Origin of the sequence: Clostridium intestinale (assembly GCF_035905475.1) — a bacterium.
Classification (GTDB): Bacteria; Bacillota; Clostridia; order Clostridiales; family Clostridiaceae; genus Clostridium_T; species Clostridium_T intestinale.
Genome location: NZ_CP121166.1, coordinates 922,781 through 941,742, shown reverse-complemented (window position 1 = coordinate 941,742; position 18,962 = coordinate 922,781). Strand labels below are relative to the sequence as shown.

Annotated in this window: 28 protein-coding genes; 8 read left to right on the top strand and 20 right to left on the bottom strand. The window is 30.2% G+C overall.

Features of this window, described 5'->3' with window-relative positions; all coding sequences use genetic code 11:
* Positions 1-65: 65 nt before the first annotated feature.
* The 6 genes from P8F83_RS04820 to P8F83_RS04795 form a co-directional block, all read right to left on the bottom strand.
* Positions 66-248: an NUDIX hydrolase gene (locus P8F83_RS04820; RefSeq protein WP_326513681.1), complete on the bottom strand. Its 183-nt coding sequence runs from the start codon at positions 246-248 to the stop codon at positions 66-68.
* A gap of 20 nt (positions 249-268) precedes the next feature.
* Positions 269-832 (bottom strand): GNAT family N-acetyltransferase, encoded by a 564-nt coding sequence (locus P8F83_RS04815; protein ID WP_326513680.1) that lies wholly within the window; start codon positions 830-832, stop codon positions 269-271.
* A 21-nt stretch (positions 833-853) separates the two neighbouring features.
* Positions 854-1,408 carry a hypothetical protein gene (locus tag P8F83_RS04810; protein WP_326513679.1) on the bottom strand — a complete coding sequence of 185 codons (555 nt, stop codon included), beginning with the start codon at positions 1,406-1,408 and terminating at the stop codon, positions 854-856.
* Positions 1,409-1,430: 22 nt separating this feature from the next.
* On the bottom strand, positions 1,431-1,727 hold the full coding sequence (locus P8F83_RS04805; RefSeq protein WP_326513678.1) for a hypothetical protein: 297 nt from the start codon (positions 1,725-1,727) through the stop codon (positions 1,431-1,433).
* Complete coding sequence (locus P8F83_RS04800) at positions 1,724-2,188, bottom strand: HIT family protein (protein ID WP_326513677.1); 465 nt, start codon at positions 2,186-2,188, stop codon at positions 1,724-1,726. The genes P8F83_RS04805 and P8F83_RS04800 overlap by 4 nt, the downstream gene beginning before the upstream one ends.
* A gap of 261 nt (positions 2,189-2,449) precedes the next feature.
* Positions 2,450-3,004, bottom strand: a complete 555-nt coding sequence (locus P8F83_RS04795; RefSeq protein WP_326513676.1) for a helix-turn-helix domain-containing protein — start codon at positions 3,002-3,004, stop codon at positions 2,450-2,452.
* A 124-nt stretch (positions 3,005-3,128) separates the two neighbouring features.
* On the opposite strand from P8F83_RS04795, the gene P8F83_RS04790 reads away from it, so the two are divergent.
* From P8F83_RS04790 to P8F83_RS04775, 4 genes are all read left to right on the top strand, one after another.
* Complete coding sequence (locus tag P8F83_RS04790) at positions 3,129-3,608, top strand: YbaK/EbsC family protein (RefSeq protein ID WP_326513675.1); 480 nt, start codon at positions 3,129-3,131, stop codon at positions 3,606-3,608.
* 199 nt (positions 3,609-3,807) lie between these two features.
* Complete coding sequence (locus tag P8F83_RS04785; RefSeq protein ID WP_326513674.1) at positions 3,808-4,578, top strand: flavodoxin family protein; 771 nt, start codon at positions 3,808-3,810, stop codon at positions 4,576-4,578.
* 34 nt (positions 4,579-4,612) lie between these two features.
* Positions 4,613-5,200: a TetR/AcrR family transcriptional regulator gene (locus tag P8F83_RS04780; RefSeq protein WP_326513673.1), complete on the top strand. Its 588-nt coding sequence runs from the start codon at positions 4,613-4,615 to the stop codon at positions 5,198-5,200.
* Positions 5,201-5,253: 53 nt separating this feature from the next.
* The gene (locus P8F83_RS04775) at positions 5,254-5,778 is read left to right on the top strand and encodes a flavodoxin family protein (RefSeq protein WP_326513672.1); all 525 of its coding nucleotides are present in this window, start codon (positions 5,254-5,256) and stop codon (positions 5,776-5,778) included.
* Here P8F83_RS04775 and P8F83_RS04770 read toward each other — a convergent pair.
* Complete coding sequence (locus P8F83_RS04770; protein WP_326513671.1) at positions 5,775-7,040, bottom strand: hypothetical protein; 1,266 nt, start codon at positions 7,038-7,040, stop codon at positions 5,775-5,777. The genes P8F83_RS04775 and P8F83_RS04770 overlap by 4 nt on opposite strands.
* A 129-nt stretch (positions 7,041-7,169) precedes the next feature.
* A complete protein-coding gene (locus tag P8F83_RS04765; RefSeq protein ID WP_326513670.1) occupies positions 7,170-8,039 on the bottom strand; it encodes a class I SAM-dependent methyltransferase in 870 nt (289 codons plus the stop codon).
* Between the two features lie 478 nt (positions 8,040-8,517).
* Between P8F83_RS04765 and P8F83_RS23540 the strand changes: the two genes are divergently transcribed.
* A complete protein-coding gene (locus P8F83_RS23540; RefSeq protein ID WP_420022618.1) occupies positions 8,518-8,688 on the top strand; it encodes a DUF4318 domain-containing protein in 171 nt (56 codons plus the stop codon).
* 249 nt (positions 8,689-8,937) lie between these two features.
* On the opposite strand, the gene P8F83_RS04760 is transcribed toward P8F83_RS23540, so the two are convergent.
* The 5 genes from P8F83_RS04760 to P8F83_RS04740 all read right to left on the bottom strand — a co-directional run bounded on the left by P8F83_RS04760 (position 8,938) and on the right by P8F83_RS04740 (position 12,305).
* Positions 8,938-9,744 carry an amidohydrolase family protein gene (locus tag P8F83_RS04760; protein WP_326513669.1) on the bottom strand — a complete coding sequence of 269 codons (807 nt, stop codon included), beginning with the start codon at positions 9,742-9,744 and terminating at the stop codon, positions 8,938-8,940.
* Between the two features lie 311 nt (positions 9,745-10,055).
* Entirely contained in the window at positions 10,056-10,496 is a 441-nt protein-coding gene (locus P8F83_RS04755; protein WP_326513668.1) for an SMI1/KNR4 family protein, read from the bottom strand.
* A gap of 99 nt (positions 10,497-10,595) precedes the next feature.
* Positions 10,596-10,817: a hypothetical protein gene (locus tag P8F83_RS04750; RefSeq protein WP_326513667.1), complete on the bottom strand. Its 222-nt coding sequence runs from the start codon at positions 10,815-10,817 to the stop codon at positions 10,596-10,598.
* A complete protein-coding gene (locus P8F83_RS04745) occupies positions 10,799-11,356 on the bottom strand; it encodes a GNAT family N-acetyltransferase (protein ID WP_326513666.1) in 558 nt (185 codons plus the stop codon). The genes P8F83_RS04750 and P8F83_RS04745 overlap by 19 nt, the downstream gene beginning before the upstream one ends.
* A 100-nt stretch (positions 11,357-11,456) precedes the next feature.
* Positions 11,457-12,305 carry an aminoglycoside 6-adenylyltransferase gene (locus P8F83_RS04740; RefSeq protein WP_326513665.1) on the bottom strand — a complete coding sequence of 283 codons (849 nt, stop codon included), beginning with the start codon at positions 12,303-12,305 and terminating at the stop codon, positions 11,457-11,459.
* A 365-nt stretch (positions 12,306-12,670) separates the two neighbouring features.
* Here P8F83_RS04740 and P8F83_RS04735 point away from each other — a divergent pair, with 365 nt between their 5' ends.
* Entirely contained in the window at positions 12,671-14,071 is a 1,401-nt protein-coding gene (locus P8F83_RS04735) for a collagen-like protein (RefSeq protein ID WP_326513664.1), read from the top strand.
* A 361-nt stretch (positions 14,072-14,432) separates the two neighbouring features.
* Here the strand turns inward: P8F83_RS04735 and P8F83_RS04730 are convergent, their stop codons facing one another.
* From P8F83_RS04730 to P8F83_RS04705, 6 genes are all read right to left on the bottom strand, one after another.
* Entirely contained in the window at positions 14,433-15,158 is a 726-nt protein-coding gene (locus P8F83_RS04730; RefSeq protein WP_326513663.1) for a hypothetical protein, read from the bottom strand.
* 118 nt (positions 15,159-15,276) lie between these two features.
* The gene (locus P8F83_RS04725; RefSeq protein WP_326513662.1) at positions 15,277-15,666 is read right to left on the bottom strand and encodes a DUF5071 domain-containing protein; all 390 of its coding nucleotides are present in this window, start codon (positions 15,664-15,666) and stop codon (positions 15,277-15,279) included.
* A 198-nt stretch (positions 15,667-15,864) separates the two neighbouring features.
* Positions 15,865-16,332 carry a DUF6882 domain-containing protein gene (locus P8F83_RS04720; protein WP_326513661.1) on the bottom strand — a complete coding sequence of 156 codons (468 nt, stop codon included), beginning with the start codon at positions 16,330-16,332 and terminating at the stop codon, positions 15,865-15,867.
* 40 nt (positions 16,333-16,372) lie between these two features.
* Positions 16,373-16,633, bottom strand: a complete 261-nt coding sequence (locus P8F83_RS04715) for a hypothetical protein (RefSeq protein ID WP_326513660.1) — start codon at positions 16,631-16,633, stop codon at positions 16,373-16,375.
* Positions 16,634-16,887: 254 nt separating this feature from the next.
* On the bottom strand, positions 16,888-17,277 hold the full coding sequence (locus P8F83_RS04710) for a hypothetical protein (RefSeq protein ID WP_326513659.1): 390 nt from the start codon (positions 17,275-17,277) through the stop codon (positions 16,888-16,890).
* Positions 17,278-17,351: 74 nt separating this feature from the next.
* A complete protein-coding gene (locus tag P8F83_RS04705; RefSeq protein ID WP_326513658.1) occupies positions 17,352-17,486 on the bottom strand; it encodes a hypothetical protein in 135 nt (44 codons plus the stop codon).
* 675 nt (positions 17,487-18,161) lie between these two features.
* Here P8F83_RS04705 and P8F83_RS04700 point away from each other — a divergent pair.
* Both P8F83_RS04700 and P8F83_RS04695 read left to right on the top strand, forming a co-directional pair.
* Entirely contained in the window at positions 18,162-18,401 is a 240-nt protein-coding gene (locus tag P8F83_RS04700) for a DUF1659 domain-containing protein (protein ID WP_021802249.1), read from the top strand.
* A gap of 2 nt (positions 18,402-18,403) precedes the next feature.
* The gene (locus tag P8F83_RS04695) at positions 18,404-18,625 is read left to right on the top strand and encodes a DUF2922 domain-containing protein (RefSeq protein WP_181603327.1); all 222 of its coding nucleotides are present in this window, start codon (positions 18,404-18,406) and stop codon (positions 18,623-18,625) included.
* Between the two features lie 70 nt (positions 18,626-18,695).
* On the opposite strand, the gene P8F83_RS04690 is transcribed toward P8F83_RS04695, so the two are convergent.
* Positions 18,696-18,917, bottom strand: coding sequence for a DUF1659 domain-containing protein (locus P8F83_RS04690; protein WP_326513657.1), 222 nt, complete (start codon positions 18,915-18,917; stop codon positions 18,696-18,698).
* Between the last annotated feature and the right edge of the window lie 45 nt (positions 18,918-18,962).

The following is an 18,962-nucleotide window of genomic DNA, read 5'->3' as shown; positions in this document are numbered from 1 at the left end:
TATTACTTCACAATTATTTACAATTGCTAATTAATTATATTTCAATTATTTCACTATTTTAAATGTTATCTTACGGCAGTCATCTTAGCTGTTTCATTTTCATCAACATATCCACTACCTGCCATATGCCATTCTTCATCTTTATAACCAGTATTTTTTCTGCGATGCAATAAAATTTGTACATTTCCATCTTTTTTCTGTAAAATAATTGGAATTGTAGCTGATAATGTTCTAAAATGCTCTCCCATTTTTTCACCTCTACTAATTATTATTTATTTGTTCTTGAAGTATTATATTCTTCCACTAATACTGAGTATACTTTAGCATCTCTCGGTATATCTTTTATTATCACTTCGTTTCGTAAAGTTCCTTCATAAGTCATCCCTAGTTTCTTTAACATTGTTTCTGAAGCAATATTATTTGATTCGCATTTTCCTTCAATTCGTATGAGTTTCATTTTATCAAAGCCTAAGCTAATAACTGACCTTAATGCTTCAGTTGCAATTCCTTTGCCCCAATATTCTCTGTTAATAACTGCACCTAATGAGGCTGCTCTATCTACCTTAAAATACAAATTTACAGTACCTATTACTCTGTTGTCAGCTTTATCAATAACAGACCAAACAATTGAAATACCTTCATCCATTTTTTTAATTAAGTTCTCTAAATGATTGATTGTTTCCATCTTATCAGAATGTTTCTCTCTTGGTACATAATTAGTGGTTTCTTCATCAGAAAATACTTGATATAAATCATCCGCATCAATTAAAGATAATTTTCTTAATACCAACCGTGGAGTTTCTAAACTAGGACAATCAATTTTTATGTTCATGTATTTCCTCCCATCATTCGATTAATCTTCAAAAACGTTAATTTTATCGCTTCCATCTTCTCCTATAACCTTTACTATATCTTGAATATGACCTTTAAATCCATCAATAAAGTATTCTTTGCTTGATACATTTGAAACTATACTTTTTTCTTGTTCACTAACCTTAATTTCATAACTAACTACTTCAGCATCTTTATTATATCCATATACTATAGTAAAATAGTTTTCTACATCATTTACAAATATAGTTGAGAAACTAAATAAACTATTACTTCCACCCTGTTCTGCTGCTCTATAACTCTTATAATACAATCCATCAATTTTCTCTTCATAACAATTAAGATATTTGTATTTTTCATTATTAATAGGTGTGCTTAATACCAACTTAAACTTCTTCCCATATACTTCAAAGTCTTTAACTTCTTTAATACTAACCTTATCATTCCAATAGTTATCAATACCTCTGTTCATATTTGAAGAGAACATTATTGTCTTGCTATTAAAGTAAAAAATAGATAATATACCTGCTAAAAAAATAATGATTATTGAAACTTTAGCTACCTTTTTTATTCTCATTTTTTCTCCTTAATTTAATAAACTAATATCCCCATGTTTTAAGTGTCCACTTACTATTTTCTTCATCACACACTGAAATCCACTGCCAATCAGTATATTTAGAATTAGGATTAAGACTACCATCTCCACCAGAAGAATTTACTCGAAAATTTGATAACAAAATTATTGCCTCATGTGAATTATATTGTCTTATTAATTCATCTGATGAAGAAATATTAATATCTTCGTCATACCATAAATCAGTTAATATACATCCCTTAAATCCCTCAATAAATTCGTACTTGCTGCACAATATATAAGAAAAGTAAGTATCATTCAATTACTTCGTTTAATGTTTTTTGAACATAGACGAACAATTTCATTTTTAATCTTTTCTTTCAATTCTTTTCTCTGCTCCTCATCTGGTCTTGTAGATTCATCAAACAATTCCTCATTTGACAATTGATATACCGAACTAACTATAGGAGTATCACCTTTTACTCTTGGATATAAATGCCAATGAATATGCGGACATCCATTTCCAAGTAGTTCATAGTTCATCTTATCAGGTTTAAATATATTAGAAATAGCTTCAGCAACAATAGACATTTCTTCAAGATGTTTTATTTTAAATGAATGTTCTAAGTTATGTAATTCTGGACCATGCTCTTTACAATTAAAAACTGTATAACCCTTGAACCTCTGAAACCATCCTAAAATTACATATCCTGTTTCAAGTTCCATAATAAAATATGGGTCATCCTTAATGCTTTTTTGCTTATCACATATTTTACAGTTCATTCTATACCCCCACTACACAAATAATTATTTTCAGTTTGTTCTTTTTTACAATTATTAATTAATTATATCATATTGTTCCAACCCCATATTGTTCAAATTTTAAAAAACCACTTACTACGCAATAATTTCAGGTTTTAAACTAACTTTTTTGTATTGTAAAGTAAAAAATACCGTAAATTCATTTGAATAATACGGTATCATAACAACTTTATATTTAATTTTTTCTGTACAATATAGAAGAATTTCCCGAAACAATTTCTTCTATTTTAAATAATATATTATATGTTGAAAACTTACTATCTCATTTGTTTTATTTCTATAGCAATGTGGCTTATTTGCAAAATATCTTATCGCATCTCCATGTGATAACTTGTATATTGAAGTTCCTATTTCTACTTCCATCTGCCCTTCTGTAACAATAATATACTCTTCAGTCCCCTCATTGTGTGGCAAAGATTGATGATTACAACCTGCCTCAAATTCAATAGTAAATACTTCAAATCTTCTAGTGTTATCATATGAGAAAAGAGGAAACACTCTCATTTTTTCATCACTTTCTACTATAGGTTTAATATCATTGTGACAAATATAAACAATTTCCATATCATCTTCTTCCATAAAATAAGAAAATGATACATTTAGTCCTGTAGCGATTTTCCATAGAGTAGATACACTTGGATTTGAACTACCTCTTTCTATTTGAGCTAACATCCCTTTACTTACTCCAGTAAGTTCGGCAACCTTATCGAGGCTCAAATTTTTTTGTTTTCTTATCTTATTTAAATTTTTACCTATTATCAAGTTAAAGTCCTTCATATAAATTCCTCCAAGACTTGTATGTTATTGTGAACATATATATAATATATTATACAATAATAATTACACTTTTACTATATTATGTGAAAAAAAATTATAAGCACAATTGAAGGAGGGAACTTTTATGTCATCTAACTTAAAGAAGAGCGCAGAAAAAGTGCAAAGTGTACTAAATGAATTTGGATTTGAGCTTAATGTAATAGAGCTATCAGATTCTACCCGTACTGCACAAGAAGCAGCAAATACAATAGGCTGTACAGTAAGTCAAATAGCAAAATCATTAATTTTTCAGGGTAAAACATCTAAAAACCCTGTATTGATTATAGCAAGTGGCACAAATAGAATTAATGAAAAGGCGATTAAGGAATATATCGGTGAAAAATTAGGAAAAGCAGATGCAGACTTTGTTTTGGAACATACAGGTTTTGCAATAGGTGGAATTCCGCCTATTGGACACAAAAATCCTATAGCTACATTTATAGATGAAGATTTAATGCAGTACGAAGAAATTTGGGCTGCTGCTGGAACTCCTAACGCTGTTTTTAAATTAACTCCTAAAATTTTAGCAGAAATAACAAAGGGAAATATTATTTGTGTTAAATAAGTGTAGCCATAAGATATTTTTTTTAGTATCTTATGGCTATTTGTCACTAAATCATCTAGGAAAATAATTCCACTTTAGTATATAAATAATATAATTAGAATTGACTGAAACAAATGCCTATGCTACAATATGAATGAATAAAAAATTATTCATTCATATTGTAGCATGAATATTTAATAAATGTGAGGTAATATCCTAAATGAAAAAAATAACTGTATTTATAGGAACCCAACAAAAGAATGCAACTTATAGAGCTGCTGAAGAACTTATTGCAAATTTAAAAGCCTTTACTGAACTTGATTACGAGTACGTCTTTTTAAGTGATTATCAGCTTGAACATTGTAGAGGTTGTAAATTATGCTTTAATAAAGGAGAAGAGTATTGTCCCTTGAAAGATGATCGAGATTTACTAATTGAGAAAATAAATAATTCAGATGGAGTTATTTTTGCAACACCAAATTATTCTTTTCAAGTTACAGCGCTCATGAAAAATTTTTTAGATCGTCTAGCTTTCATTCTTCACAGACCTCGCTTTTTTGGTAAAGCTTTCATGCCTATTGTTACACAAGGTATATATGGAGGGGCATCTATTGTTAAGTATTTAGAAAAAATAGGAAAAGATTTAGGGTTTCATATAGCAAAAGGATGTTATTTAACAACATTAGAACCTATAACTAAGCTTCAACAGGAAAAAATAACTCAAGAAATCAAGAAGGCTTCCAGACGATTTTACAAGGAACTTATGCGTCCAACGCCGCCAGCTCCTTCTCTTTTTAGTCTGATTATATTTCATATGTCTCGCACAAGCATCATTGATAGTTTAGATGAAAAATATAAGGATTATCAGTATTATAAAGAAAAAGGATGGTTTACGTCCGATTATTATTATGATACTACCTTATTACCAATAAAAAAGATATTTGGGTGTTTTTTTGATTTTTTAGGGCATAAAATGCTTAAGCATAAATAAAGATATATTTTAAAATTACAAGGAGGTAACTAATTTGAACGATAAAAAAGCGGATATTATAGAATGTGGAAGAAAGTTGTTCAGTTCAAAAGGATTTAAAGATACAAATGTTGCTGAAATAACAAAAATGGCTGGAATGGCTACTGGAACCTTTTATAACTACTATTCTTCAAAGGATACACTATTTATGGATATTTATTTAGAAGAAAATGAGAAACTGAAAAAGAATATAATGGCATCCCTAGATTTAGAGGCTAACCCAATTAATGTCATGAGGGAAATGATGTATCTGAATTTTGAAGGTATGAGTTCAAATCCCATACTAAAGGAATGGTATAACAAAGATGTCTTCAATAAAATAGAACAAAGCTATCGTGAACAAAACGGGCTTGATCATGTTGATTTTTTATATGACAGTTTTATAGAAATAGTGAAAAAATGGCAAAATGAAGGAAAAGTTAGAAATGATATCAATGCTGAAATGATTATGGCTATTTTTGGCGCTTTAATCAATATTGATACACACAAAGAAGAGATTGGTCTTAAGTATTTCCCTCAAGTTTTAGAATATTTAGCAGAGTTTACAATGAGTGGCTTGATGGATTGCTCTAAAAAGGACTAATTACCAAATATTTATAAAAGACTATTATATATATTTAGAATGGAGGATTTATCATGAATGTTGTAGTTATTTCATATTCATTAACCGGTAACAACGAAGCTTTAGCTAAAAGTATAGCAGAAAGATTTACAGCTAAGCACATCAAAATTACAGAACCTAATCCTAGAACTATGGGTACAATTGTTCTAGATGTAATTTTCAATAAAACACCCAAGGTACAACCACCACCAGAAACTCTTGTAGATTATGATTTAGTTCTCTTTGTAGGTCCAATTTGGATGGGAAAGATAGCCACACCACTTCGCGCATACCTAAAGTATCTTAAACAAACTCAATGTAGCTATGCTTTCATTTCAATAAGCGGTGGAGCTGATGGCGTAAATCCAAAACTAGAAAGTGAACTAAAAAAAATAGTAGGAAAAGAACCAACTTCACTTATTGATATGCATATTGTCGATTTATTACCTTCTGATCCTAAGCCTACCCGTAAAGATACATCAGGTTATAAAATAAATAATGAAGATATTAAAAAATTAACTAATTCAATTGTGGAAACTGTAAAAGGAACGTTTAGCTAGTCAACATTTAACTCTTGAACAAGTTTATCTAAAAAGAACGATATTGTATTTCTGTCAGATTGGGTTCCATAAAGATTAATACTAAGTATTGCCTGACCATCAAATGTTGAGATAGCTAACTGAAAATAGGGACTATATTTGATTGAACCAGTCATATATGCTTTAGTAATTTCAACCTTCCCAAACTTAAGCCTTGTCTTATCAAGTATCCCTATATTGGTGAATGCAATCAATGGATTAGTAAATTTCTTTTTTATGATACCCCTTGCCAATTTATAAGGAAATATATCAAAAACCTTTTCCATTAAATTGATACTTTTAACGCAGGCAATACTTAATTTTTCTTTATCCATTGCCCTTTTTACTTTAACAAGAGTTTGTTCAAATTCTGTACCAATCTCCGAACCTATATTGCAAGTAAGATTAGTACATAAATTACAAATACCTTCTGCTTTTCTACTCGGAAGATATTTTCTCATGTCAACTGTACAAGTTATACTAACACCACGTCCAAATATTTGATAAAGTACCCGCAAGTAAGCTGTAAGAATGACATCATTCACGGTAGCATCATGCTTTTTGGCATAGGCTTTAATTTGACAAAAACGCTCTTTTGAAATCTCTCGAATCTCAATAAACGGATTACTAATATCCCCCTCAAGTTCAAACTTAGCTGGATCAAGTGAAAACATATCATTTTTACTAAATATTATTTTTACTTTGTCACCTACTGAAAACGCCTTTAATATTTGACTTATCCTTCTATTACCCATTGGTGTTGGAAAATAGCTTGAATTTTCTCTCATGTTTGAGTAAATGTCAGCCAGCATATAAAGATAATCCTTAAATCCAGCAGCATCGCATAACATATGATTAATTAAAACACAGAGAGTGTCCCTTTTGTCATCTCGAATAACCTCAATCTTAAGCTGCGGACCATTTAGAGCATCTATTTCTTTGCAGACAAATGCATTAATATTTTTATCCGTGTTCGATGTTACTACAAGCTTTACCATATCATCTGCTGTATATCCCCTATCCTGCCAATAAGCTTGACTTTTACTTTCATTGAAACTACTTCTAATAAGAGGAAATGCTTTAGCCGAAATATTTACTGCCTGTTTAAAACGGTCTAAATCAAGTTTTTCTGCAAGTGTTGCTACAAAATGCAATGTATGGTCATTAATATTTTTAACTCTGAAAAGGTGTTGAAGTGTATCCCATGCTTCAACTTGATAATTAAGAGCTTGACTATTTGGCATTTTACTGCACCCTTCCTTCCACCTAATACTTATAATGAGTACCAATATCTAACTATTTTTACTTAACTAAGTATATCATAGTTATATGATTTCAAATGGTTATACTTATAATAGATGTAAAAATATATTTTAAATTAGTTCTGCATAAACGACTCTTTCAATCGGTGAAACATGTAGTTTTCTGTTTATACCTTTTAGATAATTTTCTTCATAGTAAGACATATCTACGTTCTCAATAAGTTTAAGGTTATATTGTTTTATGAAGCTATCTACTTCTGATGGGTTTAGACCAAAACTCCAAGGTTCCCCTCCTGCTTTAAATAAAGTAGTCAATGCTTCTGCCCCTACCTTACTCTCAGTTCCATCAATCACGCTTTTTAACACATAAGTAAATACTAGTGCACTTCCGTATGAAGCTTTTGAAATAAATTTCAATGTATTTTCTACAGCTTCTTGAGTAATATATTGCGTAACGCCTTCCCATATGAAGAAAATAGGCCTTGAGAAATCAAATTCTTTAATTTCTAGCACCTCGTCAAGTGTCTGAGTATTAAAATCAATTGGAATAAAGTTTATATTGTTAGGCAACTTTCCAAGGCATTTGCTCATTATATTCTTCTTTTCATTTTGTATAATTGGAAGATCAATTTCAAATCCTACTACTCTATCACTATCTAACATCCTGTATAATCTAGTATCAAGTCCTGCTCCTAATATAACAACTTGCTCAACTCCATTATCAATAGCCTCTTTAAGCTTTTCATCAATATATTTTGTTCTACACACTTGTAATCCATAAAGCCCTATGGATGTTGAGTTATACATTGAAATCATGAATTTTCTAATAGCGCCAAACCTCATAATAGAATTAATATACTTACTAAAAAAGTTTTTAACAAATGTATCATTAAATAATCTTGTTTCTGTAGGTTCATGTTGCTCAATCAATCTTGCATAGGCTGCTGCGTATGCAGTTTTATAATTTTCATTTCCCTCCATAATAACGCCTCCACATACAATGTATAAACTTTCACCTTCATAAATCATTCATCCTAAAAAATTCTGCATGAATTTTTTATTTATACCAAATTATTGATTTAGTATATTATTATGAATTCATTATAACATGTTTTATAAATACCATATTATTCAATTTTTAAAAAATCATTTACTTCGCAATAGTTTCATTTTTTTGTATTATGTCATATCACATCTAGCTTCAATTGTTCTATAGCTTCAGATTTCTTCAGTTATTTTGATTTTCTAATAAGTGACACATTTAATGTAATATCCTTATCCTTTTTCCACTTATTGACACTAAATGTATTGCAGCCATATAATACTAATATATAGAATCACATGGATAATATTAATACAAAATTCAATAATAAGGAAAGTGTTGATGATTGATTGAATTTCTAAAGAATCTTTTTAAAAAAACTTTTTATATCGATATTGAGGATGCTCTAGTGTATCCATCTTCTCAATAATCTGTAAATATATTCAAAAACATTGTATTGATACCAAGCATGAACTTGAATTTAGAAATACTGCTACTCCCGTTACTTTTAGTTTAGATGGTGTTTTATATGATGCTACAGTAAAAATGGCTCGTGGAGGATATTATATACAGTGCAAAGAATTATAATTATTAAGTATTAGCACATGCAATAATGCATGTGTTTATTTGTTATTTTTGAATTGCGAACTAAAAAATACCGTAAATTCATTTGAATAATACGGTATTATCATAACTCAATATTTAATTTTATCTGTATAATATAGGGAAACTTCCCATAAAATTAGAATTTAGCTCTGGATTAATTTAATATATCTCAAGTTATTAAGTTTTATTAATTGAAATCATTATTCTGTACATTAAATATCGTTATTTTATTTATAAAGACAAAATATTACTGATATTTAATTTAAAAATGTAGTCTTTCACATTATCAGATAAATTTAATTGATCTATTTTATTTATCTGGTCGTCTATTTTTGCAAAAGGTGTGTCAGTACCAAAAATTACATGCTCATAGCCAAATGAATTAATTGCATTTAAAATGTCTTCTCCCCTAACCCTATCAGATCCAGAAGTATCAAAAAACACATTTTTCAAAAAACTTTTATCTGTTTTAAATATATCTAACCCAGCCATATGTGCAATTATAAATACAATATCCTGATTACTCTTTATATACTGTAATAATTTCCATGTTTCCTTTTTGGAATATAAGTGGATAAAAATTGGTAGTTTATGAGACCTAGCTATATCAATCAATGTATCAAATTCAATATTGTCTATTTTAAAAGAATTCCATGCTTGATGAAGCTTAATCCCTTTTGGTTGATACTCATGAATACTTCTTTCAATATTAGCTATATGCCCTTTATCAAGTGGATTCACCCAAAGAAACTGAATTATTTTTTCAGGCACTTTACCTTTTAACTCGAATACATATTTATTTCCATCACCATTATCTTTCATAAAATGCGTATATCCAAATCTAAGCATTCTATTAAGTACATAATTACTATTTGGAGATTTTTTTAGCGGAAAATTTGGCGGATTCTTTAAATCCAAAATATTCTTAGGACTTGTACAAAGTATAATTTTTTCAATTTTATATTTTTGAGATATATTTATTATAGATTCTGCTGATGAATACTCCCCTGCAGCATGTGCATGTGCATCGATAATCATATAAACGCCTCCAATAATTATTAAGTATGCCTTGATTTCCTAACTTTATTATTGGTAATTATATCATATTAAGTTAATTAACTCCATATAAACTATAAGTAAAATCAAATCTTCAAATAGTTTTTTACAGCATTATTCAATTTTCAAAGAAACATTTACTTCTCAATAATTTCATGCTTTGAACTAACTTTTTTGTATTACAAAATAAAAAATACCGCTTATTCATCTGAATAATACGGTATTTCTATATCTTCATATATAATTTTATTTTCATAATATAATAAATGTTGCTAACTAAATGAATTTATAAATCAAAGGTTATCTATAGCCTCATTGAGATTACCCAACAAATATTCGTAAAAATTATCATTTCGTTCTATAACTCCATCTTTATCATGCATAGACCACGTTACAACAGGACATTCATTGTCTTTTATTCTATCAGTATCTAAACAATATATCCATTCTCCAACATCCTCTATAACTACTAAACCTTTAGCCAAGCCAAATTTCCGATACTTCTCTGTACTGTTTACTACTGACAAGTTATTATCTTTACCAACTCCGATAATATCAAATCCTATACCTCCACAGCCATATGTTTTTACATACCACTTATAACTTTCTGGTAGTATAATTCCAAGTCTAATTTCAATTTCTTTAATTAAAGACTCTTCTGTATTCCCCAGAAAAAATCCTTCATCATAATAATTATTTATCAATTCGGTTATCTTTTCTCTAATATCATTCATTTGTGTAACCTCTCTTTGTGTTAATATAGTTCCTCCTAAATTACTATTGCGTGTAAAAAATGCCGCAAATTCATTTGAATAATACGTTAATTTAGAAATCTATTCATTTTCATTTATAAACTCCTGATTTAATATATCTTCAATTTTCCTTCTTACCTTCACTGGCAAACAGCCTTCCAATGCTCGCTTCAATACTATAGTTTTTTTAATTCCGTTTGATAAAAGATATTTTTCTATCATCTTTACTTTTGCTTCCCTGTGATTAATCCAAATTGATTTCGCAATATAGATGCTCCAACTGTTTATTTTGTTTGTTCCCATTCATCTCGTATTATTCCGAATAAAGTACAATCTTGAAAGCCGTCACGGATTTTATAGTTGTGTCGTAAAAAGCCTTCCTTGCTCATTCCAACCTTTTCCATAACTTTCCCTGAAGCAGGATTTTCTACCGAGTTATATGATTCAATTCGTTCAACATCCGTATTTTTGAACATATAATCGATAACAGCTCTTGCCGCTTCACTAGTATATCCTTGACCCCACCAACAGCTACCGATCTTGTAACCTAATTCAGCCTTGAAGTCATGTTCTGAAGTTATCAATATACCAATAGAGCCAATCATTTCGCCATCTTTTAGATATATTCCCCAGTAATAAGTGGACTCAGATTGATACTTGTTAACCCACATTTGAATCATTTTCTTGCTATCATCAATTGTTTTATGTGCATCCCACCTCAAAAAGCGTGTAACTTCCTCATCACTTGTCCAATTCCTAAACATCATTTCCGCATCAGTAAGTTCGAGTTTCCGTAATGTCAAGCGTGTAGTTTTTATTACTTGTGTCCCTGCATGCTTCACTCCTTTATTCCTCCTGTACTAAATATAAATTTTTCACATAATTTTCGATAAAAATAGTTAATTATTCTCTCTTAAAAATTACTAATTAGCTCATAACAAATTATAAGCTTTGATATTTAATATTATTAAACCATTCAGCAGCATATTTGTCACTAATCACAGGGTATTCATAATCCCATTTATCCATAGTTTCAATAGCTATCTTCTGGAATAAATTCATTGTATTTAATAAAGCTTTCATTATATCTTTATTAGAATATCGTGCATAAATATTTTGAAATTCTTTTACAACCCACGGTTCTGCCCAACGTTCAATAAACTTGCCATTATGCCAAGTATCATAATCTGTGCCATGTAAAGCGTGTGAGTGATATTCTATCATTTTTAAAAGTAATTTTTTCATATAACCATCTACACATGTTATTGCTGCCCAGAGCTCACCTCTCATAATCTTTTTGGAAGCCCATATAACATGAAAGAAAAATTCACTGATAAGATTTTGGATTTCACTTTCTGATGGAATAGAAAATGATTTATCCGATTGTGCTACATGACTTATAATATCTGTGAAATTATCTTTATCTAGAAGCATTTTATAGGATCTTGAAACTATCTCAGATAATTCATTAATTCTGCTAAAATTATCTGCCTGTAAAAAAATAAAATCTGCATCCATAGCATTTTCAAAAATAACACGTCTTTCCATGCCTCCAGAAACCGTTTTTTCAACAAATGATATATAGTATTTTCCAAGGGAGCTAATCCATTCATCTGAATTAATAAAAAAATCAATATCTGAAACAAATAACATAACATCAATATCTGAATATTCATCAGCACAATCAATTTGCCTTGACTGAGATCCAATTAGAACTTCTGCTTTAACGAGTTCGGATTTTTCTCCATATTTAATTATTTTACCTACTATATCTTTATATCTGCTGTCCATACACATATTCCCCATTTCATTAATCATATTTCAAATTCAATACTTTAATGCGGATACTGGATATTTGTCTGAAGCCAATGTTGTCCTATTATTCTTGACGCAATATTTCATTACATTTATAAGTTAATTATAGCATATTATCCCAATGCTATATTGTTCAATTTTCAAAGAACCACTTACTTCGCAATAATTTCAAAATACTTAGTACTATTTTTGAATTGCGAACTAATTATCTTTTCATATTTCTCTATTTCCCTTCAAATATATATTCATTTACATTTTATGACACATTATCTTATTTATATCCATAGTATAAAACACAGGCTATTTTTATACCTGATTATTTTTATACAAGGAGGATTCATATGAGTAATTCATCTCTTCAGCTTGAACTATTAGCCAATGCATATATCCAGTCTGGCTCAAGTGTAATATTTGATAATATCGTTTATAATTCAGGAAATATTACGTATGATACAGCTTCTGGTGTAGTAACCTTTACTGAAGCCGGACGTTATATTTTAAACTGGTGGGTAGCAACACAGACAGCTACATCTCCTAACTTTGTTGTATTCGCATTAACTTCCTCACAAGGAGATTTAATTGAAGGAAATTCTCCTGTTAAGACTGGGGAAGTTGTTGGTTTTGGAATTATTAATGTAGTATCTGCTCCTGTTACTTTGACATTAAATTATATAAGTGAAGGAACTGCCGTTCTAAGTTCCTTAGTTCCAGTTAAAGCAACTTTAGTTATAGTACAAGATGATATAGTTTCTCCAACTAATGTTACTGGACCTACAGGCGCTACCGGTGTTACTGGTGCTACTGGCATAACAGGCGCTACTGGTGAAACTGGTGTTACTGGCTCTACTGGCATAACAGGCGCTACCGGTGAAACTGGTGTTACTGGCTCTACTGGCGTAACAGGCGCTACCGGTGAAACTGGTCTTACTGGCTCTACTGGCGTAACAGGTGCTACCGGTGAAACTGGTGTTACTGGCTCTACTGGCGTAACAGGTGCTACCGGTGAAACTGGTCTTACTGGCTCTACTGGCGTAACAGGTGCTACCGGTGAAACTGGTGTTACTGGTGCTACTGGCGTAACAGGCGCTACTGGTGAAACTGGTGTTACTGGCTCTACTGGCGTAACAGGTGCTACCGGTGAAACTGGTATTACTGGTGCTACCGGCGTTACTGGCGCTACCGGTGAAACTGGTGTTACTGGCTCTACTGGCGTAACAGGTGCAACCGGTGAAACTGGTGCTACTGGCCCTCAACAATTGCCATTCGCAATACTTCACTCAGGCCAAATAACAGATGTGGCATCTACAGATCCTCTTCCAATAGAGCTTTTACAATACCAATCTGAAAACTTTGTTATTTTAAATAACAATACCTTTGCACTTACTTTACCAGGGGTGTATCAAGTTATTATTAATCTAAATGCATCATGGGTAGAAACTCCTCCTGGTGACCCTTTAGCATTTGCTGTCCAAAACGTAAATGATAACACTACTATAATAGGGCTAAATGGATATCAAGCATCTTATGTTGCAGGCTCTGATACTGTTTCAACCCACATAACTGGTATTGGAAGACTTCATTCTGATGGAACAGATGTATTCCATGTTGTAAATATAAATACTCAATCAATTAGATTAATTTCTGTAAATTCAAATTTTACTACTAGTAGCACTTATAATACGTCTACAACGATGGATATTAGTATACTTTGGGTAGCCCCATACACTCCATTTCCTGTTTAATAAAGGTATTAAGTTGAACAATCATTAGAAGCGTATTTAGTAAAAAATATGTTAACAAATTTACAAATTAAAGCATTTTTTAGTAGGTTTTCTAAAGAATGCTTTTTCCTTTTATTAAAACCTATTTAATATAGTTTTGTAATTAATAAAATTATACTAAATCTTATAATATAATCTTTCAATATAATATTTTTTAGGTAGTTACTTCGCGATAATTTCATAATACTAAGTACTATTTTTGAATTGCTAAGTAAAAATACCGCTTATTCATTTGAATAACACGGTATCATAAATTTATATTCAATTTTAAATGCATAATACTAATAAAATATTTCAAAAACATACGTTAATTTTAATCTTCTTAAATTTTAATAGTGAATCGTGAATTACCATCTTTACCGATAAACTCCAATTCATTATTAGATATCCATTTTAAATCACCAAAGTATTTTATGAACACCCACGCAGTAGGAATCTCTGTTACAACAACTTCTTTCTTAATTATTTGTCCACTCTTATCAACAATAATGATTCCAATATCACAGTAATATATATCATGTTCACAAAAGACTTTAGCAATATATTTTCTATTTGGGCTATGTTTTTGCTTCTTCCATATCCAAGTATTAATATAGTTTTCAGAGATAATTTGATCATAAGCCTCATCAAATCTTATTTTGTCCCATTGCTCTTTTTCTACAATATGTTCTATTGCTATGTTAATTAGGTCGAGAGTTTTTCTCTTCTTATCAAAATCATTAAGCTTAAAAAAATCATCAATATCATAAGGTATATGAACTGTATATATTCCTAGTACTACACTAGATCTTATAACTGAGTTTGGAGCACACTCTATGTTTATCTTACAACATTTATCATTCTTATAACCTTTTAAACATCTCTCATAAAAAGCAGTAATATTTCTTGTTTGCAATCTAAATTTAGAATTTCTTTGCTTCATGTTATTGTTATAATCTTCTGTTGTAATCTTATTTTGCTCTTCCTTACTCTTTCCAACAAGTAAATCCTCAATTCCTTTACTTGGTATATAACTTACGTGTAATTCAATATTCCTTAATGTTGGCATCTAACTTATCCTCGTTTCAATATAAATATGTTCACTATTTTACCAAATTTAATTATGCATCTTTATCTGATCAGGCATTATAAAAACATTCTAATGAGACAACTTCCAATTATACTTTTTATGTATAGTAAATCGTAAGGCAATTTTTTGACATTTTAACTATTTCATCAATATCGTCATCAATAATTTCAAGAGAAGATAATCTTTCCAACTCACTTTTTAACAGTTGCTTATTTGGATATATCAAATATGGTATCACTAATTCTATAATCCAATATTTCCACATCATATTGTTGCCTTGCAAAATTGTTATAATGTGCGGTATAGCAATATTTTGATGTAAAATAACAATTGGTAAAATATCTTTTGCTATCGGCCAATTATAATCTTGTAGCCACTCCAATAAATCGAAAATAATAGGTCTTATTTCATTATCAGTTAACTTACAAAGCTGCTTAATTGTTGAGTTATCAAATTTGTCTTTTGGGATTAAATCTCTTAAGGTCATCATTACCCTCCTGAATAAAATATACATAATTCCTAGTTCCTTATATTTCGTAAATTGTAGAATATTTATCCAATACCATATTAGCGTAACTTTATATTAAGTTTTATTTGTATACTATCTAAGAAATCTAGTGGAATAATAAAATCTTTTTAAAATTCCTAATATAATAAATATTGCTTCTAAATAACTGTATATAAATTATTTTATTTCCATTAGCGCAACAAACAGATCACTTTTTTCCCCTGGAATCTTGTACATACCCAAAGCATTTAAATAGTTAACAGCCATAGCAACTGACTCATACGCCATAACTTCATCACATTCAAACCCTATTTTTTTAAACACTTCATAGCCAGTGTATTCCGTTAATCCTTTTAGTAAGATGGCATCTTCTCTTATCTCATTTGTAAAGCTTGCATTAGCCCAACCCCACATCCAAGTATTTTTTTGATGTCCCCAAGTCCCAATGCATACAATATTAAATTCTAGTAAGACTTCGTCATTGTTTTTAAGTTGAAGCGTCTTGGTTTCTTGATCAAACCAGTATCTATCATATATTCCTATATTATAAGTATTAAAAAGTTTTTCCTGCTTTTGTTCCATTTCCTCATAACATTTATCAACAAAATTACCAAACTGCTCTTCAGTCATTAATAACGCCTTCAATCTATTTTTTATTTGAATTGAATGCCTTTATCTAGTTAATTTACAACCCTCTCATAGCTTTATGCATCCACATTACTATTCTATAAATTATAGGAATTATAATTACTACACATACAGTCTCAATTAATCCTACAAAACTCAAATTAATTACTGAATCTAAAAAAGATATTATAATTGCGATTATATAGAAATACATAAAGAACTTAGCAGGAGTAAACAATGATTTATCTTTTCCTTGAAACTTGTCTATCCAAAATATTTTATGTAGCAACGGTGTTAAGGATTTAAGCTTTTCAAGCATATTATTTTCCCCTTTAAATAAATATATCTTTCTAAATTGTATCATCTCAAGATATTATAATAAATAAAAATTTATCATAATCTTCACTTTCCCAAGAATCGCTAACCTCATATTAATTCCAAAATACATGATACAATTTTTGAAATGCTAACCAAAAAACACCACTTACTCGTTTGAACTGCCCCTTGTCTACTTAACAATGAGCAGTTCAAACTAGAATATTACTACCTTTTATGCATAAAACCTTACAAGAACTAATCTTCTTGGATTCCGCCTTCTTCCATAATGTATTTATAATAATGCTTTATTGCACTTTCAACAATTTTACTAACTCTCACATTTATATTTTGATGGTTTCCTTTTAAGTCATTTAACATTCTTATTATAGAAAAGCCAAGATAAAAGCTCTTCCTGTATTTAGCGTCTGAATTGTTTATTTCTTTCTCGACGGCTATTTTCTCCTCTTTTTTCTTCTCTATAATAGTATTTTTAATAGGCTTATCTTTAAGCTTTTCTTTCACTAAATCTGTTATATCAAGCTCTCTTATCGTATTTCCTCCCTTAACCTCTCCCCACTCAGCAAATTTCTCGTATTCTTCTTCACCTTGTGATATACCACTATTATTTTTATTTAATTTCCCCATTTCTCCCCCTTATTTTCATAATATTCTCTAACCTCAAAGTAAGTTCTTCTTTTACTTATAAATATTATACACTTCTACCCTGTAGAAGCTTTTCTTCTCAAAAGCTTCATAAAATTCCTTTTAGCTTCTACCCTGTAGAAGCTTTTCTTCTCAAAAGCTTCATATAATTCCTTTTTTATTATACTAAAAGGATTATGATATTGTGACATTAAGATATTGCGATATTAGGACATTACGATATTAGGATATTGCGACATTAAGATATTGTGATATTAAGACATTGCGACATTAAGACATTGCGACATTAGGACATTGCGATATTAGGACATTGCGATATTAGGACATTGCAATATTAGGACATTGCGATATTAGGACATTGCGATATTAGGACATTGCGATATTAGGACATTGCGCACCTCTGCCCTGTAGAGACTTCTTCTCAAGTCTCATAAAACTCCTTATTATTCCATGCGAAAGGATTAGACTGGCGTTGAAAGACACGCCTACCGAATAGTAGTGCACCTCTGCCCTGTAGAAGCTCTTCTTTTCAAGAGCTTCATTAAATTCCTTATTTTTTCTATTGTTTAAATAAAGTTTTTTTAATTTTTTTCGAGAAATTGTGCACTTCTGCCCTTTAGAGGCTTCTTTCCAAGCCTCTTTAAACTCCTTTTATTAAGATAATTTAAAGAAGTTTTCAACAAGTTGTGACAAAACTCCTCATTTTTAAATATGATATAGAGTACTCATTTTATTAAATGGGTTAAAAAGATAGAACGGAGCTTAAAACAGCTCCTACCGAATAGCGGTAAAAGGATTAGACTGACGCTGAGAAGCGCGTCTACCGAATAGCGGTGTGTATCTCTTATGAAAGGAGGTGAATCAACATGTCAATAGAACAAGTTCCTCAGTCCCTTTCATTAGTTATTAAAATTAATACTGGAACCAATGCTAATGGTGCTCCAATTTATAAGAAAAAAACGTTAAGTAATGTTAAAGCAAATGCTAGCAATGAAAGTATTCATGCTGTAGCTGAAGCAATTTCTGCTCTATTATCAGATGATGCAGAGGAGTATTTAACAATTTTAACTTCGGAATTAATAGAATCTGAATCGAAAGGAGAATAGCAATGAAATACAGTCTTATCTTGACCTTCTTAACGAGCAATGGTGAGAGGTCCACTTTAACCATTGCTGACGTAAGAAGTGATATATCACCTGAAGAGGTAGCCGAAGTGGTAGCTGTAATATTAAGTGAAAATATTTTTACTACCAAAAACGGAGATCTTGCCTCTTTCAAATCGGCTAGATTTGATGAAAGAAGATCTACAACTTTAGAAGTTCCAGTTTAAAATAGAAAATAAAAAAAGCTCTGCCACAAACTTTTATCTGTTTATGGCAGAGCAATTCTAAATTATATTTTTATAGTTCAATCAATTCATACTTAATGGTCTTAGAAACTCTATATATTTGTGTATCTAATAGTGTTCCTATTGCATTAGCTACTTTACTCATGGACTCGTCAGAAGCTTCATCTTTTATGTTAGAGAAGCTCATCTTTTTAAAAACATCTTTTCCTTCTTTATCTAGACCAGCTTTATACTCTACTGCTACGGAAAGATGTGTTAGTATACTTTCGGTCATACTATATTACCTCCTTTCAGAAATGAAATTCAGTAATATAGTATG

What these genes read in the sequence shown, in the direction of transcription:
- P8F83_RS04790 (WP_326513675.1), top strand. Translation starts at nt 3,129, where the DNA reads ATGTCATCTAACTTAAAGAAGAGCGCAGAAAAAGTGCAAAGTGTACTA.
- P8F83_RS04695 (WP_181603327.1), top strand. Translation starts at nt 18,404, where the DNA reads ATGAAATACAGTCTTATCTTGACCTTCTTAACGAGCAATGGTGAGAGG.
- P8F83_RS04725 (WP_326513662.1), bottom strand. Translation starts at nt 15,666, where the DNA reads ATGACCTTAAGAGATTTAATCCCAAAAGACAAATTTGATAACTCAACA.
- P8F83_RS04795 (WP_326513676.1), bottom strand. Translation starts at nt 3,004, where the DNA reads ATGAAGGACTTTAACTTGATAATAGGTAAAAATTTAAATAAGATAAGA.
- P8F83_RS04760 (WP_326513669.1), bottom strand. Translation starts at nt 9,744, where the DNA reads ATGATTATCGATGCACATGCACATGCTGCAGGGGAGTATTCATCAGCA.
- P8F83_RS04700 (WP_021802249.1), top strand. Translation starts at nt 18,162, where the DNA reads ATGTCAATAGAACAAGTTCCTCAGTCCCTTTCATTAGTTATTAAAATT.
- P8F83_RS04770 (WP_326513671.1), bottom strand. Translation starts at nt 7,040, where the DNA reads ATGCCAAATAGTCAAGCTCTTAATTATCAAGTTGAAGCATGGGATACA.
- P8F83_RS04705 (WP_326513658.1), bottom strand. Translation starts at nt 17,486, where the DNA reads ATGTCACAATATCATAATCCTTTTAGTATAATAAAAAAGGAATTATAT.
- P8F83_RS04785 (WP_326513674.1), top strand. Translation starts at nt 3,808, where the DNA reads ATGAAAAAAATAACTGTATTTATAGGAACCCAACAAAAGAATGCAACT.
- P8F83_RS04715 (WP_326513660.1), bottom strand. Translation starts at nt 16,633, where the DNA reads ATGCTTGAAAAGCTTAAATCCTTAACACCGTTGCTACATAAAATATTT.
- P8F83_RS04800 (WP_326513677.1), bottom strand. Translation starts at nt 2,188, where the DNA reads ATGAACTGTAAAATATGTGATAAGCAAAAAAGCATTAAGGATGACCCA.
- P8F83_RS04710 (WP_326513659.1), bottom strand. Translation starts at nt 17,277, where the DNA reads ATGGGGAAATTAAATAAAAATAATAGTGGTATATCACAAGGTGAAGAA.
- P8F83_RS04690 (WP_326513657.1), bottom strand. Translation starts at nt 18,917, where the DNA reads ATGACCGAAAGTATACTAACACATCTTTCCGTAGCAGTAGAGTATAAA.
- P8F83_RS04815 (WP_326513680.1), bottom strand. Translation starts at nt 832, where the DNA reads ATGAACATAAAAATTGATTGTCCTAGTTTAGAAACTCCACGGTTGGTA.
- P8F83_RS04765 (WP_326513670.1), bottom strand. Translation starts at nt 8,039, where the DNA reads ATGGAGGGAAATGAAAATTATAAAACTGCATACGCAGCAGCCTATGCA.
- P8F83_RS04735 (WP_326513664.1), top strand. Translation starts at nt 12,671, where the DNA reads ATGAGTAATTCATCTCTTCAGCTTGAACTATTAGCCAATGCATATATC.
- P8F83_RS04740 (WP_326513665.1), bottom strand. Translation starts at nt 12,305, where the DNA reads ATGGACAGCAGATATAAAGATATAGTAGGTAAAATAATTAAATATGGA.
- P8F83_RS04810 (WP_326513679.1), bottom strand. Translation starts at nt 1,408, where the DNA reads ATGAGAATAAAAAAGGTAGCTAAAGTTTCAATAATCATTATTTTTTTA.
- P8F83_RS04820 (WP_326513681.1), bottom strand. Translation starts at nt 248, where the DNA reads ATGGGAGAGCATTTTAGAACATTATCAGCTACAATTCCAATTATTTTA.
- P8F83_RS04750 (WP_326513667.1), bottom strand. Translation starts at nt 10,817, where the DNA reads ATGGGAACAAACAAAATAAACAGTTGGAGCATCTATATTGCGAAATCA.
- P8F83_RS04755 (WP_326513668.1), bottom strand. Translation starts at nt 10,496, where the DNA reads ATGAATGATATTAGAGAAAAGATAACCGAATTGATAAATAATTATTAT.
- P8F83_RS04775 (WP_326513672.1), top strand. Translation starts at nt 5,254, where the DNA reads ATGAATGTTGTAGTTATTTCATATTCATTAACCGGTAACAACGAAGCT.
- P8F83_RS04730 (WP_326513663.1), bottom strand. Translation starts at nt 15,158, where the DNA reads ATGCCAACATTAAGGAATATTGAATTACACGTAAGTTATATACCAAGT.